Source organism: Sphingomonas ginsenosidimutans, assembly GCF_002374835.1.
Classification (GTDB): Bacteria; Pseudomonadota; Alphaproteobacteria; order Sphingomonadales; family Sphingomonadaceae; genus Sphingomonas; species Sphingomonas ginsenosidimutans.
In genome coordinates this window covers 384,938-399,235 of the sequence record NZ_NWVD01000002.1, presented here as the reverse complement: position 1 = coordinate 399,235, position 14,298 = coordinate 384,938, and the positions used below count along the sequence as shown (strand labels likewise).

The 14,298-nt window shown below is 67.4% G+C and carries 21 protein-coding genes; 11 read left to right on the top strand and 10 right to left on the bottom strand.

Annotated elements, in window-relative coordinates; genetic code table 11:
* Window positions 1-64 precede the first annotated feature (64 nt).
* The 9 genes from COA17_RS07520 to COA17_RS07490 form a co-directional block, all read right to left on the bottom strand.
* On the bottom strand, window positions 65-1,168 hold the full coding sequence (locus tag COA17_RS07520; RefSeq protein WP_245857530.1) for a tyrosine-type recombinase/integrase: 1,104 nt from the start codon (window positions 1,166-1,168) through the stop codon (window positions 65-67).
* The gene (locus tag COA17_RS18750) at window positions 1,153-1,692 is read right to left on the bottom strand and encodes a hypothetical protein (RefSeq protein ID WP_141397048.1); all 540 of its coding nucleotides are present in this window, start codon (window positions 1,690-1,692) and stop codon (window positions 1,153-1,155) included. The genes COA17_RS07520 and COA17_RS18750 overlap by 16 nt, the downstream gene beginning before the upstream one ends.
* Window positions 1,670-1,963 (bottom strand): helix-turn-helix domain-containing protein, encoded by a 294-nt coding sequence (locus COA17_RS19335; protein WP_176484835.1) that lies wholly within the window; start codon window positions 1,961-1,963, stop codon window positions 1,670-1,672. The genes COA17_RS18750 and COA17_RS19335 overlap by 23 nt, the downstream gene beginning before the upstream one ends.
* Window positions 1,960-2,478, bottom strand: a complete 519-nt coding sequence (locus tag COA17_RS19330) for a hypothetical protein (protein WP_176484834.1) — start codon at window positions 2,476-2,478, stop codon at window positions 1,960-1,962. The genes COA17_RS19335 and COA17_RS19330 overlap by 4 nt, the downstream gene beginning before the upstream one ends.
* Window positions 2,475-3,512, bottom strand: a complete 1,038-nt coding sequence (locus tag COA17_RS07510; protein WP_141397047.1) for a hypothetical protein — start codon at window positions 3,510-3,512, stop codon at window positions 2,475-2,477. Before COA17_RS07510 ends, COA17_RS19330 begins: the two co-directional genes overlap by 4 nt.
* On the bottom strand, window positions 3,509-5,368 hold the full coding sequence (locus tag COA17_RS07505) for a DNA cytosine methyltransferase (RefSeq protein ID WP_096611347.1): 1,860 nt from the start codon (window positions 5,366-5,368) through the stop codon (window positions 3,509-3,511). Before COA17_RS07505 ends, COA17_RS07510 begins: the two co-directional genes overlap by 4 nt.
* On the bottom strand, window positions 5,365-5,841 hold the full coding sequence (locus COA17_RS07500) for a hypothetical protein (protein WP_096611345.1): 477 nt from the start codon (window positions 5,839-5,841) through the stop codon (window positions 5,365-5,367). Before COA17_RS07500 ends, COA17_RS07505 begins: the two co-directional genes overlap by 4 nt.
* Window positions 5,841-6,170 carry a hypothetical protein gene (locus tag COA17_RS07495; RefSeq protein WP_096611343.1) on the bottom strand — a complete coding sequence of 110 codons (330 nt, stop codon included), beginning with the start codon at window positions 6,168-6,170 and terminating at the stop codon, window positions 5,841-5,843. The genes COA17_RS07500 and COA17_RS07495 overlap by 1 nt, the downstream gene beginning before the upstream one ends.
* Before the next feature lie 68 nt (window positions 6,171-6,238).
* The gene (locus tag COA17_RS07490; protein ID WP_176484833.1) at window positions 6,239-7,009 is read right to left on the bottom strand and encodes a S24 family peptidase; all 771 of its coding nucleotides are present in this window, start codon (window positions 7,007-7,009) and stop codon (window positions 6,239-6,241) included.
* 9 nt (window positions 7,010-7,018) lie between these two features.
* Here COA17_RS07490 and COA17_RS19325 point away from each other — a divergent pair, with 9 nt between their 5' ends.
* Window positions 7,019-7,240: a carph-isopro domain-containing protein gene (locus COA17_RS19325; RefSeq protein WP_176484832.1), complete on the top strand. Its 222-nt coding sequence runs from the start codon at window positions 7,019-7,021 to the stop codon at window positions 7,238-7,240.
* Window positions 7,241-7,245: 5 nt separating this feature from the next.
* Here the strand turns inward: COA17_RS19325 and COA17_RS07485 are convergent, their stop codons facing one another.
* Entirely contained in the window at window positions 7,246-7,683 is a 438-nt protein-coding gene (locus tag COA17_RS07485) for a hypothetical protein (protein ID WP_096611339.1), read from the bottom strand.
* A gap of 37 nt (window positions 7,684-7,720) precedes the next feature.
* Between COA17_RS07485 and COA17_RS07480 the strand changes: the two genes are divergently transcribed.
* The 10 genes from COA17_RS07480 to ssb all read left to right on the top strand — a co-directional run bounded on the left by COA17_RS07480 (window position 7,721) and on the right by ssb (window position 14,239).
* Window positions 7,721-8,188 carry a phage regulatory CII family protein gene (locus tag COA17_RS07480; RefSeq protein ID WP_096611337.1) on the top strand — a complete coding sequence of 156 codons (468 nt, stop codon included), beginning with the start codon at window positions 7,721-7,723 and terminating at the stop codon, window positions 8,186-8,188.
* Window positions 8,188-8,508 carry a hypothetical protein gene (locus COA17_RS07475; protein ID WP_096611335.1) on the top strand — a complete coding sequence of 107 codons (321 nt, stop codon included), beginning with the start codon at window positions 8,188-8,190 and terminating at the stop codon, window positions 8,506-8,508. Before COA17_RS07480 ends, COA17_RS07475 begins: the two co-directional genes overlap by 1 nt.
* Window positions 8,505-9,092, top strand: a complete 588-nt coding sequence (locus COA17_RS07470; protein ID WP_096611333.1) for a hypothetical protein — start codon at window positions 8,505-8,507, stop codon at window positions 9,090-9,092. The genes COA17_RS07475 and COA17_RS07470 overlap by 4 nt, the downstream gene beginning before the upstream one ends.
* Complete coding sequence (dnaN, locus tag COA17_RS07465) at window positions 9,089-10,216, top strand: DNA polymerase III subunit beta (RefSeq protein ID WP_096611331.1); 1,128 nt, start codon at window positions 9,089-9,091, stop codon at window positions 10,214-10,216. The genes COA17_RS07470 and dnaN overlap by 4 nt, the downstream gene beginning before the upstream one ends.
* Window positions 10,217-10,230: 14 nt before the next feature.
* Window positions 10,231-10,596, top strand: coding sequence for a hypothetical protein (locus COA17_RS07460; protein WP_141397046.1), 366 nt, complete (start codon window positions 10,231-10,233; stop codon window positions 10,594-10,596).
* Window positions 10,593-11,981, top strand: coding sequence for a DEAD/DEAH box helicase (locus tag COA17_RS07455; protein WP_096611327.1), 1,389 nt, complete (start codon window positions 10,593-10,595; stop codon window positions 11,979-11,981). The genes COA17_RS07460 and COA17_RS07455 overlap by 4 nt, the downstream gene beginning before the upstream one ends.
* Window positions 11,978-12,955 (top strand): DNA-methyltransferase, encoded by a 978-nt coding sequence (locus tag COA17_RS07450; RefSeq protein WP_096611325.1) that lies wholly within the window; start codon window positions 11,978-11,980, stop codon window positions 12,953-12,955. The genes COA17_RS07455 and COA17_RS07450 overlap by 4 nt, the downstream gene beginning before the upstream one ends.
* Before the next feature lie 293 nt (window positions 12,956-13,248).
* Window positions 13,249-13,476: a DUF2312 domain-containing protein gene (locus COA17_RS19870; RefSeq protein ID WP_245857555.1), complete on the top strand. Its 228-nt coding sequence runs from the start codon at window positions 13,249-13,251 to the stop codon at window positions 13,474-13,476.
* Window positions 13,476-13,742, top strand: a complete 267-nt coding sequence (locus COA17_RS19320) for a hypothetical protein (RefSeq protein WP_176484817.1) — start codon at window positions 13,476-13,478, stop codon at window positions 13,740-13,742. The genes COA17_RS19870 and COA17_RS19320 overlap by 1 nt, the downstream gene beginning before the upstream one ends.
* The gene (ssb, locus tag COA17_RS07440; RefSeq protein ID WP_217990999.1) at window positions 13,739-14,239 is read left to right on the top strand and encodes a single-stranded DNA-binding protein; all 501 of its coding nucleotides are present in this window, start codon (window positions 13,739-13,741) and stop codon (window positions 14,237-14,239) included. Before COA17_RS19320 ends, ssb begins: the two co-directional genes overlap by 4 nt.
* Window positions 14,240-14,298 lie beyond the last annotated feature (59 nt).

The following is a 14,298-nucleotide window of genomic DNA, read 5'->3' as shown; positions in this document are numbered from 1 at the left end:
CTCAGCTGGTAGAGCGGCTCGTTTACACGACGGCGTTCCACCATCACCTAAACACCTGACAAGGCTATGCTTTCTTGGCGTTGCGGTTCGGGGCTTCGGGAATAGTCCGGGAATCGCTGACCTCCAGCGCGTGGCGGATGTCGTCGTCTGTGGCGTGCGCGTAACGCAGCGTCGTTTTGATCGAGCGGTGAGCGAGGGCGCGCTGGGCCGCCTTCAGGTTTCCGGTCGTTCGCAGGATGCGCGTGCCCCGCGTGTGGCGCAGATCGTGGAAGCGGAACTCCGTCACATCGGCATTCTTCAGCGCCGCTGCCCATGGGCGGCGCAGGACCATATCGGTCATCGGGTACCGCTGGCCCTTCATCCGGGCCGGATGCTTGCGGCCCAGCTTGTCGGTGAAGGCCGGCTTCGTGCGCTGGGCGACATAGGTGAACACGTATGGCCCGGCCTTTGGCTGATTGGCGATGATGACCAGCATGTCCTGCGTCAGGGGCCGGCGCACCACGTCGCCGCCCTTGATCTTGGTGACGGCCGTGCGCGCCCCCAAATCGATGTCGGACCATCGCAGCCCCAGCACCTCGCTCTTTCGCCACCCGGTCTTCAGGGCGAATTCGCAGAAGGCATACAGATCCTCGCGTATTTCGCTGAACAGCGACACCTCCTCGGCATCACTCAATTCGCGCGGCGCCTTCTCCGCGACCTTCAGCACGAGCTTGCCCCAATTCGGCATGCGGCCGATGTCGAATTCCGCGTCCGCGGCGTGCCGCCAGATCGCGCGCCACACGTCGATCTCGCGGTTGACGCTGGCGTTCGCCAGCCCGGTGCCGCGGCGCTTCGCCACCAGGTGCATCAGGTCCAGCTGCTTGATGTCGCGCAGCGGCATGGCCGCGCCGATCGCGGCGATCAGATGCTTGATGGCGCGTTCGGTATCGGCCCAGCTGGGCAGGTCGCCGACCTTGTCCTCATAGAGACCGCACGCGTCGTCGAGGAGGATGACCGCCGCGTTGCCGCCGCCATGGATCGCCTTCGTGCGCTCGCGCGCCTCATAGCGTTCTGCGTCGCGCTTTAACTTGCAGCCCGTCGAGCCGTAGTATCTGTTGGTCTGCCACGTAAAGTCGAAATGGTAGTATGGCGATTTCTTGGGTTTGTAGACACTCATCGTGCGTACCACCTTTCCACCAACAGCCGAGCTTCATCATAGGTCATGTCGCTCTTGAGCCTATTCGCTCTTGCGGAAATGACCCGGACATTGCCGGGGATGTAGCCTTGGCTGTTGTCAATTCGATCCAAGGTCGGGGCATCGGCCCGGGGCTTGCCACCGGAACGCATGACGAGTGGAATACCAAGAATGGGGCACACGGCTGGGATCACTATGTCGGCGACGGTGATCGTGCATGCCATTCCCCGCTCTCGCGATCGGTATCGCGCGCCAGTCAGTAGCCATTTGGCGCGGTTCTTCAATCGATCTGCTGCCGCCCAAGCCCGCCCCTTCTCGCGGACCTGCTCAATCGGGATTAGCTTCTTGCGCGCTACGGCCGCGGCACGCAGATCGTCGCGGTTGCGGGCATAATATTCCCTTGCGTATGCCCGCTCTTCGTCAGTTCGTCCGCGCGCCCTTCTCTTGGCGTTGATCGTCTCACTGTTTGCGCGATACCACGCGAGCTTGCGCTCCTTACGCTGTTCCGGATCTTCCACCGTCGTCAGCCTTTCGCCGATCGGTGAACGAGAGGATGCGTCCGCTGGCTCGTGGCTTGGCCTTGCGTGTGATGCGGCTTGTAGACGGACATTCGACGGCCTTCCGTGCGCGGCTGGCAATGAATTCGTCGCAGTCTTCCGGGCGGTAGAAAATCTTTCGATCGGTGATCGCGACGTAGCGAATGTGGCCTTCCCGGCGCAGGCGGCGCAAGGTTTTCGTGCACAGGTGCAATCGGGCGGCGGCCTCTGCCGGGGTGAGAAGCACCGTCACGCCGCGCGCCTTTCGACGTCCAGCGTCAGGCCCAACGCGCGGTAGATGCCGGCGTCTTCGGCCGGATCGGGGATGAAGCGTTGCGCCGGCGAGCGGCGGGCGATGAGCGCGAAGTGGACGATGCGCGGCAGGTCGGTGCCGCCCATGTCCTGATGCCAGGCCAGCGCCTCCGCCAGCAACGCGGCTTCGCGCGCGTCGCGATCGGCGGGGGCGGCATCGGCGCGCTGGCGGCGCCATTGCGCGAGGCCGCGCTGCTGGACGGCCATGTCGACGTCGCGCGCGCCGAACGGCGCGGGATCGTCGGCCGCCGCGGGGAAGGGCGGCATGGCGGGGTCGAGCGCCCAGCGCCATTGCAGGACGATCGCGCGGGCGACGGCGATGCTGTCGTCGGCCTCCGCCTGCGTCAGTGTGCCGGCGGCGACGCGGGCGCGCATGGCGGCGCGGCGCTCGCGCAGCACCTCCAGCGCGCCCCAGGCGCAATAGGCCCAGTCGTTGACGAACGGCGGGTCGATCATAATGCTGCCGGATCTTTGTGGCCGGCCATAAGCGCACGGATGGCGGTTGCGATCTTGCGCGCGGCTAATTCAATCGGCTTCGTCGCATCGCTGTCGAAAGGCTCGGCCCACGCGTCCGCCACCCTCGCCGCCTCTTCGAGCGCGTCTCTCCTGATAGCCTCTTGATCGGTGGGGTGGAGGGCGGCGACGACGAACGCAGGATCGCGGTAGCGGTACAGGTCGGCGTTCGGCGGATACGCTCCCGGCTCATAGATCGCCGGACGCTTCAGGCTTTCCCGGATTTCGTCGAACGGCAGCTTCCAGCCTTTCGCCGGGTCGCGCTCCATGAGCACGAGGATCTGGAAATAATCGTCCGCCTTCATCAGCCGGTGATGAACGGCGAGTGGCTTGCCATTCGTGGCCCAATGCTCCGCTTGTTGCATGAGGCGCCCGATCTCTTTGCGGAGATACGCGGCGAGCAAAGCGGCGCATTCCGCCTCAATGGCTTCCCGCTCCACCCCCTGCGTCTTCGATACAGGGGGTGCCGATAGCGCGCGACCATCGGCAAGGCCGCGTTCGTACCCGAGTTCCTCCGCGGCGGTCAGTGCCTGCGTATGGCGACACCGCTGGGCATGGTACGCCTTCGCTGCGTCGGTACTTTCGGCGTGCATCGCCTGGATGGCGTCGTCGGCGGCTTCCTCCGCCTCGCGCAGCGCCTTCAGCAGCGACCCTTCTGCGCCGGTTTTGATGATGCAGGCCGGCTCGCTCGTTTCATCGCGTCCGAAGTGCAGCCGTGCGCGGTGCACGCTCGTGAAATGCTCGTTGCAATGGAAGCACCGCCAACCTCCCCGGCCCGGTTCGATCGGCAGCTTGTCTTCCTCATCAATGCCTTCGTCGCGGTGATCCCATGCGTGATCAATGACCGCGTCGCTAAGGGCGGAGGAAGGAAGCTTCGTGGCGGCCCATGCGTATGCTGCGATGAACCCCCGCTCGAAATAGGCGCGCTCGTATTGCATCGCTTCTACGCTGTCGTTTGGGGTGGGATGGGTGGTCATGCCGCCTCCTGTGCTTCGGCGTCGCCCAGGCGGACGTTGGCGCGGGCGAGGGCTTCGGCCATGTCGGGGCAGACGCTGTTGCCGATCATGCGGATCGAGCTGCTGATGCTGAGCGGCTTGCCGGCCGGGCCGATCGGGTCGAGGATGTAGCCGGGCGGGAAGCCCTGCGCGTTGGCGAGTTCGCGGCGCGTCAGCATCCGCATGCCGATGTCGACGATGACATAGGTCACCGCGTCGATCGTCACCGTGACGACGGCGTAGCGCGGTAGCGTCGTGACGGTGCCGACCGGCTGATCCACCGGGGCGCCCAAGCCGGTGCCGTAGTATTTGACCAGGAAGGCGGCGACCTGCACCGCGCGGGCCATCAGCGGGGCGGGCAGCGCGTCCGCCTCGATCATCGTCGTCTGCACCAGGCGCTGTTGCGACCCCGACGTGGTGATCGTCGTCAGCGGCTGGTCGACGGCGCGGCCGATCATGCCGCCGGTGCTGGCCTGTTCCATGTGGGCGCAGACGACGGCGTGATGCTGGCCTTCGGCGGTGATCGCCTTCGCCGGCTGGAGCGGATCGCCGCGACCGCCGTTGGTGTTGCTGGTGTAGAAGTGCGACAGGAACGCGGTGACGGCGGCGTGGCGCGGCGCGCCGGCCATGACGGTATCCAGCGGCGCGTCGGCCGGGCGACCGCGCGCGTTCTCCGCGAACTTTTCCAGATGCGCGGTGACGACGCCCAGCGGCGTGGCGCCGGCCGGGCGGGCGCTGTCGCCGTTGGCGGTGACGGTGGGCATGGGATCGCCCGCGTCGCTGCCGACCGAGCCGGAGCGGAATTTCGTCACGTGGGGGGCCAGCGTCACCGTGGCGCGCGCGAATTCCCCGCCGTTGGCGGTGGTGATGGTGCGCAGCGGCTGCGCGGGATCGTGCGCGCGATCGGGATCGCCGGTGTGGGTGATCGGGACGATCGCGGCGTCGACGGTCGCATAGGCCGACTGGGCGGTCGCGGTGCGCAACGGATCCTGTGGATCGAAGACGCGTGCGGCGCGGGTGTTGGTGAAGTCGGTGCCGACGATGAACGGGCGTGCGGCGTTGACGACGTAGCGCATCACGCCGTGGGCGATGCGGCGGTGGGTGGCGTCCTTCAGCGGGCGCTTGCGGTCGAAGATCGACGGGCAGGGGATCGACCAGTCGATGCATTCGGCGGCGGTGCGCCATGGCAGGCGCCGGCCGACGACGACGTCGGGCGAGCCGGGCTTGCCGTGGGTCGGTTCGGGCCAGACGATCGGGTGGCCGTCGCGACGGGCGATCAGGAACAGGCGCTTGCGGCTGGTGGGGGCGCCATAGTCGCAGGCGCGCAGTTCGCGCCATTCGACCTTGTAGCCCAGCCGGCGCAGCTTGCGCACCCACAGGTCGAATTCCTCGCCGCGGCGTTCCTTTATCGGCTTGCCGTCCGCGTCGAGCGGCCCCCATTGGCGGAATTCCTCGACGTTCTCCAGGATGATGAGCTGGATCGCGCCGCGGCCGTTCGGCGTGCCCTTCAGGCACCGCTCCGCCCAGTGCGGCACGACCCAGGCCAGATCGCGGATGTTCTTCTCGCGCGGCTTGCCGCCCTTCGCCTTGCTGTGGTGCTTGCAGTCGGGCGAGAACCAGGCGAGCGCGACCGGCACGCCGCCCGTGGCGTCGAGCGGATCGACGGCCATGATCGACTGGATCAGGTGGCGCGTGTCGGGGTGATTGGCGGTGTGCATCGCGATCGCTTCGGGATCGTGATTGATCGCGACGTCCACCGCGCAGCCCAGCGCGCGTTCGATGCCGGTGGAGGCGCCGCCACCCCCGGCGAAATTGTCGATGATGAGGGGGCGCATCATTCGCCGCACCCACGGCCAACGAGTTTGCCATGTTCACCGCCGGTGAAGTCGCGCCAGTGCACCCAGCCTTTGGGGCAATGGAAGCCCCATTCGCGCACCTTTGGGCCGGTGATGAACAGCGACACCGCGCGTTCGCCGGGAAGGATTTCCAGTCGGTGCGCAGTATCGGCCGGGCGACTGCCGACCCAACCCGCCTCACGGGTGAAGGCGCCATAATAGGTGTGTTCGACGTACCTTCCCGCGAGCAGGAAACTGGTGTTCGGCCACGGGTGATCGTGCAGCGCGCGATCGTCATCACTGCGCAGGATTTCGTGGAGATAGACGTTACACTGTTCGTTGCGCGGAACGATCCACCAGCGCCGAAGATAAGGCGCCGGCGGAGGGCCGATCACAAAGTCCGGTGAGCGGCTGTCCATGACAGCGCGTGCCCACGATTGCATGGTCGCAGGATCCGCATATGGCAGCCCGCTCATCACAGCAGCCCCTTCGCGCGGAGGATGGCGGCGGCGATGCCGACGGCGATGTACCAGGGCAGCGAGAGGGCGGCGCCCCAGGCCATGGCGCGCCGCAGGTGATGTTCGTCGGGATCGGCCATCGGGCGGATCGGCTCGCGGTCGAGCGGCTGGAAGCAGATCGGCAGCGTGCGGCCCGGTTCGTCGGCGCGGCGCAGGCGGCGGGGCTGGCGGGGCGCGGCGTCGGCCGCTTTACCGCGTGCCCAGGCGGGCGGCTCGTATTGGGCGGGGCCGTCGAGTTCGACGGGGTAAAGAGTTTCGATAACCTGTCGGGTCTGATGGCGCGGCATATGCGGCTCCTTTCGAAGCCGTATATGTGCGATCTAGTCGTACAAGGTCAACGAAAAAATCGTACAGCCTAAATTCGTCGGACGATCGCCACCACTCGCCCGACGATAAATGCTTCACCGTCAACCGCGATGATCGGGCTAACCGCCGGATTGTCGCTGTTGATCTGAACTGACCCATCAGGGAGGGCGCGCAAGCGCTTAATCATCCCGAAACCGCCGTATACGACAGCCCAAATGCGGTCCTGTTGCCGCATCATGTTCTGCGACCGGTCGATGATGACGATATCCTGATCCAGGAGCGTTGGCATCATAGAGTCGCCGTCACCTCGGGCCACGAATAGTGAAGAGGCAGGGGATGAGGTGAGAGAGCTAAGCCACGCCCGACTGAAAGGAACCTGCTGGATAACGGGAAAATCCGCGATATCGCTGCCACCGCCCATTGAGTACCCGACCTCGACCTCATCAAGGAGGACTGCGTCAAGTTGCTCGGCAAGGTCCGCTGGCTCGACCATAAGGTCGCCGGACGGCGAAATCCCCGCCAGCCCCAGTATCAGCTCCCTAGGCGCGCCCTTTTCGACAAGAATGTCAGCGAGCTTCATCGTGAGAGGCACCGGCAATAGGGGCTTCTTGAACTTCTTCGGGTCTTCGTAAGCCGCGTACGACGATGCAGGCATATGAAGAGCTTCAGCAAGCCCGCGAACCGTCATGCCGGTGCGTTCGCGGAGGGCTTTGAGCCGGGCGGTTACAGGGCCGAGTTCAGGCATATGGCCCTGTGACGAAAATCTCGCACAAAGTATGTGCGATTTAATCGTTGCTTTCTGTACGACGTTGTCGCACAAGCCCTCGCCATGGAGACGCTTTTCGACAAGTTCGGTGGGGTGAGGCCGATGGCCGAGCATCTCAAGCAGCCGCCTTCAACGGTTCAGAGTTGGAAGGCGGCTGGGCAAGTCCCAGCGGGGCATCAGCGCCGCGTGCTCGCGCGAGCGGCACAACTCGGCTTGGCCGTATCGGCCGAAGATGTGGTGTTCCCGATGGGTCGCGACCCCATCGAGCAGGAGCACGCCGCATGATCGTGTCAGTGTTTCGGCTGTCCGCCGCTTTCATGGCGCTGCATGAGGATGGTGGCCGCGTAAGCGCCGCGTGCCTCGGCATTGACGGCGCCGAATTCCCGGCGGCACCAAGCGGCCATCTCGTCGGGGTCGAACTCGACGCGCTGCACGATGATGCCGCGCGCGGCCAATGCTTCGATCTTGGGTGCGTTGGCGGCGACGAAGGCGGCGTGCGTCGGGTGCATGCGATCGTCGCTGACGGCGACGTAGCGCGCATAGTTTTCCGGGGTCGGCCACAGGAAGGCAACGAGCTTCGCTGGCATGGTGATCTCCTGTTGGTGGGCAATGAGGCGGCGATCGTAGCGGCGGCCGGCGTAACAGCCAACGAGCAGGAGCAGGCGGCATGATGGAGCGAGATCGTATCCATAACGCCACTGATGCACGTTGCGCAGATGCGTCGTCATCCGGAAAGGCCAGCGCAATTTCCGGCGGGGTGGCGGCATGACGCCCGAGCTTCTCGACCTGAAGCGGGCGACCGCGGAGACGATCAAGGGCGTCGGCGGGCTGGAGGCTGCGGCGGGGTTCTGTCGCGTCGGGAAATCCGTGCTGGGTGACAATCAATCGGTGTCGAAGCCGGACAGCTTCATGGCGATCGACGTCGTCGCGGCGCTGGAGCCGCTGGCGAGCGAACGATCGGGCTGGCCGCACGTGACGCGCGCGCTGTGCCGCGCCAACGGCGGCGTGTTCGTGCGGGTGCCGGAGGCGCGTGCGACGGGTGCGGACCTGTGGTCGCTGCTGGCGCGCAAGGCCAAGGAGGGCGCCGATGTGTCCGCCGCGCTGTGCGAGGCGCTGGCCGATGGCCGCATCGACGGGCGCGAGGCGCGGCGGGTGCGCGGCGAGATCGCCGAGCTGATGGAATTGCTGGCGCTGATGGATGCCGAGCTGGCGACGATCGAGGGAGAACGGTGATGCATGGGGTGCTGAAACTGCATTTGCCGGCGCGCGTGCCGAACGAAGGCGCGCGGCAGCTGGCGCGGTGGGTGGCGTTCACCCATGGGGGCGATCTGGAGCGTGCGGCGCGCGTCCTGTGGCCCACCGGCCCGGCGCGGATGAAGGGCGGTTTTTTGCAGCGGATCGTCAGTGGCGAGGTCGTCCCGTCGCGCGTGACGGGAGAGAGGATGTGGCGTCTTTTCGGGCTGCGCGCGCGGATGTTCGCGATGCCGGCGGCGGGCGGATGGCTGGAGGCGGAAACGTCGGGCTGGGCGGATGCCGGGGCGGTGGCGGCATGAGCGCGATCGACCTGGCGTTGCGCCCGGCGTGCGACGAGGATGCCGAGCGCATCCGCGTCACCGCGGTCGTCGACGACGTCAACCGCTGGCTGGCGGTGGCGTCGCATCGCGACCGGTTCCACTATGCGACGCGGCCGTACCTGCCCGCGGGCGCGCCCGGCCCCGCGCGGCTGCGCGAGTTGCAGGCGCAGGGGCTGGTGATCCTGTTCCAGCAGCGCAGCCAGCTGTTCCATGGCGAGTTCTGCTATTACGCGCAGCGCACGGCGCGGGCGCTGCAGGATCCCGTGCCCGCGCCGAAGGTTGATCGGGCGTACGCGAAGCTGTCGCCGCGTCAGCAGGACGCGGGCGATTACGAGGCGGGCGACCGGCTGCTGCCGATCCTGACGCGTGCGGCGGAGTTCGGGCGGCCGTGCCCGACCGACAAGCAGCTGGCGCAGAAGGCGCGGATTCCGGTCGACCTGGTGGCGTCGGGGTTGCTGGCGCTGCGATCGGCCAAGCTGATCGTCGTCCATGCCGTACCCGCGCCGACGTTGCGGCGGGTGACCATCCTGGCGACGGGCGCGCAGACGGGGCTGATGGCATGACGCTGGAGGTGGAGCGCGACGCGCTGCTGGCGGCGTTGCGGCAGGTGGCGGACGTGGTGCCCGGGCGCACCACGATCCCGGTGCTGGCCAATCTGATGTTGGTGGCCGAGGCGGGCACGCTGACGATCACCGCGACCGATCTTGACATCGAGGCGAGTGTCACGGTGGAGGCGGCCGGGTCGATCGCGACGACGATCGCCAAGGACAAGCTGGTGGCGGCGGTCACCGGGCTTAAGCCGGGGCGGCTGGCGATCGCGCCGGTCGACGGACGGGCGGGCGCGGTGACGATCAAGAGCGGGCGCGCGGTGCGCACGCTGGCGACGCTGCCGGCGACGGACTTCCCCAAGCGCAAGCCGCTGGAGTGCGCGACGTCATTCGCGATGCCGGCGGCGTCGCTGGGGCGGCTGCTGGATGCGTGCCACGTCGCGCAGTCGACCGATGAGACGCGCTATTACCTGATGGGCGTGTACCTGCACCTGGTGGACGGGCAGCTGTGCGCGGCGGCGGCGGACGGGTTCCGGCTGATCCGGGCGCGCTGCGCCCAGCCCGACGCCGCGGACGGAATGCCGCAGGTGATCGTGCCGTCCAAGGCGGTGGCGCAGATGCGCAAGCTGCTGGCCAAGCCGAGCGGCGAGGTGGCGGTGGCGGTCAACGAACACGCCATCCAGCTGACGATCGGGCGCGTGCAGATCGTGGCCAAGGCGGTCGACGGGACGTTCCCCGATTACCAGCGGATCATCCCGGCCGGGGATGCGGGGGCGATCCGGATGACGGGCGGGCGCGACATGCTGCTGTCGGCGGCGGCGGGTGTCGCGTCGGTGGTGGACGCGGAGGGTGACCGCAAGTTGCGGTCGATCCGCATCGACCTGACCCCGGATGCCGAGGTGCAGACGATGAGCGCGCGCGACATGGGCGGATCGTCGGCGGTCGAGGAGATCGACGCCAGCGCGAGCGGCACGGCCGCGGCGCTGGGCATGGACCACAAGCTGTTCACGACGACGCTGGCGATCTTCGCCGAGGGGGCGTCGGTGTCGATGGCGCTGGCCGATCCCAATGCGGCGGCGCGGGTGGAAAGCGACAAGGACCCCGACCTGCTGGCGGTCATCATGCCGATGCGGGTCTGACGAGGGAGGCGATGATGATGCGCACCTATGATTTCGACAATCACTTTGAGCCGGGCGAACTGGCGAAGATGCTGCGCGAGGCGGGAATCCCCGGCGACGTGACGCTCGACCGGATCATCGCGGGAGCGGGGCGGGAATTCGACGCGGACGAGGAGATCACGGTCGTCGTCACGGTCGACGAAGACGAGGTGATCGAAGCCCTGCACGATGACGCGATCATCGACGCCTATCGCGACATGGGGCTGACTGGCACCGAGGATCGCGCGATCGAGGATGGCTTCCGCTACGTGCGCGACGGCGACCTGCCGATGGCGCGGGCGATGTTCGAGCGGGTGTTCGAGGATGCCGATCTGGCCGCGGCGATGCGGGGGCTGGCGTGAGCGACTATGCGGCATTCCTCGCCGCCAAGGCTGCGATCGATCCGCCCACCGGGATTTCCGCGCCGGACGGATTGCCCGCCGCACTGTCGGATTTCCAGGCGGCGATCGTCCCGTGGGCATTGCGGCGCGGGCGCGCGGCGCTGTTCGCGGGGACCGGGCTGGGCAAGACGCTGATGGAGCTGGCGTGGGCGGATGCGGTCGCGCGGCACACCAATCGCCCCGTGCTTATCCTGACCCCGCTGGCCGTCGCCGCGCAGTTCGTCGGTGAGGGCGACAAGTTCGGGATCGGCGTCACGCGGGCGTCGCAGGACAGCGACGTCCGCGGGGCCGGTGCCTATGTCACCAATTACGACAAGCTGGCGCGGTTCGACATGGACCGGCTGGGCGGGATCGTGCTGGACGAGAGCAGCATCCTGAAGGCGTTCGACGGCAAGACGCGCCACGCCCTGATCGCCGGTGCGCGGCGGATCGCGTTCCGGCTGGCGGCATCGGCGACCCCGGCGCCGAACGACTTCATGGAGCTGGGCAATCATGCCGAGTTTCTGGGTGTGATGACGCACGCCGAAATGTTGGCGACGTTCTTCATCCATGATGGCGGCGATACGTCGAAATGGCGACTGAAACGGCATGCCGAGGGCGAATTCTGGCGCTGGGTCGCCAGCTGGGCGGTGATGCTGACGCGCCCGGGCGACCTGGGCTTTACGGACGGGGCGTATCAGCTGCCGCCGCTGCGGATGCACGAACATCTGGTCGAGGTGGACGGGCCGCAGGCAGGAATGGCGACGCTGTTCGCGATGGAGGCGCGCACGCTGTCCGAGCGGCTGGCGGCGCGGCGCGACAGCATCGTTCCGCGCGTCGACACGGCGGCGGCATTGCTGTCGGCGCATGATCGCCCGGCGGTGGCGTGGTGCAACCTGAATGCGGAAAGCGAGGCGCTGGCGCGGGCGATCCCCGGCGCGGTCGAGGTCCGCGGGGGCGACGCGGAGGGACGCAAGGAAGAGGTGCTGGGCGCCTTCGCGGCGGGGCAGGTACGCGTGCTGGTGACCAAGCCGTCGATCTGCGGGTTCGGCATGAACTGGCAGCATTGTCATGACACGGCGTTCACCGGGCTGAACGACAGTTTCGAGCAATTGTACCAGGCGGTGCGGCGTTTCTGGCGGTTCGGCCAGCAGCATGCGGTCGACGCGCATCTGATCGCGGCGCGCACCGAAGGCGCGGTGCTGGCCAACCTGAAGCGCAAGGAAGCCGATGCGGCGCGGATGCAGGAGGCGATGGTCGCGGCCATGGCCGGCTTCTCGACGGTCGGGGTGAGCGCGGCGGCGCGCGAGAAGGCGGGCTATGCGCGGCGGGCGCTGGCGCTGCCGTCATTTCTGGAGGCGGCATGATCGATGCGATCGACTTTCGCGAGGGCGACGGGGGCGGCGGCTGGGGCCTGTACAATGGCGACTGCGTCGAGGTGCTGGGGCAACTGCCCGACGAGAGCGTCGGATTCAGCGTGTTCTCGCCGCCCTTCTCATCGTTGTACACCTATTCCAACAGTGATCGCGACCTGGGCAATTGCCGGACGGACGAGGAGTTCTTCGCACACTTCGCGTTCGTGCTGGCGGGCCTGTATCGCGTGCTGAAGCCGGGGCGGCTGGTGTCGATGCATTGCATGGACATGCCGCGATCGAAGGCGCGCAACGGTTTCATCGGCACATGGGACTTCCCCGGCGATCTTATCCGCGCGGCGGAGGCGCAAGGGTTCATCTTCCACAGCCGGGTGTGCATCCGTAAGGATCCGGTGACGGCGATGCAGCGCACCAAGGCGATCGGGTTGCTGCACAAGCAGGTCAAGAAGGACAGTTGCCGCAGCCGGCAGGGTTATGCCGACTATGTCGTCACGCTGTACAAGCCGGGGTTGAATCCCGAGCCGGTGTCGGGCGTGTTCGAGCATTATTTCGGCGACGATCCCGCGACGCAGCTTGCGGCGGCGACGATGGAGGGCGACGCGCGGTCGATCGCGATCTGGCAGCGGTATGCGGACCCGGTGTGGGACGATATCGATCCGGGTGACACGCTGCAGTATCGCGCCGCGCGCGATCATGCCGACGAACGCCATATCGCGCCGTTGCAGCTGGGCGTCATCCGGCGGTGCGTCGATCTGTGGAGCAATCCGGGCGATGTGGTGCTGTCGCCCTTCGCAGGGATCGGTAGCGAGGTGTTCGTCGCGGCGCAGATGGGGCGGCGCGGGCTGGGGGTGGAGCTGAAGCCGTCCTATTTCGCGCAGGCGCTGCGCAACCTCGACAGCGTCGATGCGCACCAGGTGGGGTTGTTCGCCGGGGTCGATGCGCAAGACGACCGCGAGGCGGCGGCATGAGGACGCGCTTAGAGGTGCAGGTCGCGACCGCGGTGGGCGCGATGCTGGTGGGGCGCGATGCGATCACGCTGGGCGAGGTGGCTGACCTGCTGCCGGGGCATATCCGCGCGGCGGGGCCGTCGCTGAAATGCATGGCGCGGGCGCTGACCGGCGCTGGGTGGATCGGCGAGCGTCGCGACGGCGGGGCGGTGGTGTATGTGCCGGCGCCGGCGGATGACGGCGCCGGTGATGACGCGGGCGACGATGATGCCGGCGTATCGGCCGGGCACAATAGCGGCGAGACGGTCGAGGGTGTGGCGGCGGACCAGGTGCGGCTGCTGATCGAGCGGATCGAGCGGCTGGACGAAGAGCGCAAGGGCATCGCCGAGGATATCAAGGACGTGTTCGCGGAGGCGAAGTCGCGCGGATACGATCCGAAGGCGCTGCGCGGGATCCTGCGCATCCGCGCCAAGCCGCGCGAGCAGCAGCAGGAAGAGACGGCAATCCTGGAGGTCTACATGCGCGCGTTGGGGATGATGTGATGATCGTCGGCCGTTACGTTCGCCGGTTCGCGGATGCCGATATGGGGATGCTGGAGGGCGCGAGCCTGAACGCGCCCTACGCTTTTCATTGGGTCACCGACGTGCGCGTGGATGGGGCGTCGATCGTCTGCAAGGGCGCCGGCAAACCGCTGGCGCTCCCGTTCCGGCGGACGGCGCACGGCGATCGCGCCACCATCACCATCAACGATCCGATCTTCGGCCCGACGAAGTTCGAGGTCCATCCTTTCAAGAGGTCGGAATCATGAGCAGCGTCAACAAGGTCATCCTGATCGGGCATCTGGGCGCCGATCCCGAAAGCCGGAGCTTCCAGAACGGCGGCAGCGTCGTGAACATGCGGGTCGCGACGGGCGAGCGGTGGAAGGACCGCACGACGGGCGAGCAGAAGGAACGCACCGAATGGCATTCGGTCGTCGTGATGAACGAGGGGTTGCAGAAGGTCGCGACGCAATATCTGCGCAAGGGCGGCAAGGTCTATATCGAGGGCCAGCTGCGCACCCGCAAATGGCAGGACCAGGCGGGGGTCGACCGGTATTCGACCGAGGTGGTGCTGGGCGCGTTCAACGCCGCGCTGGTGCTGCTGGACCGGCGCGAGGCCGATCCGGGGCGGCACGATTATTCGGGCTATTCGGATACGCGGGGGAGCGGCGCGACGGGCGGCGGGGGTGCGGCGGCCGGCGGCGGTGGATCGACCGCGGGCGCCTTCCGCAGCGCGGCCGACCTGGATGACGATATCCCGTTCTGACGGGCGGTGACCCGCGGGCGCGCCGGGTGATGCGCGCCGTGTTTCGTATCCGGGAGGGA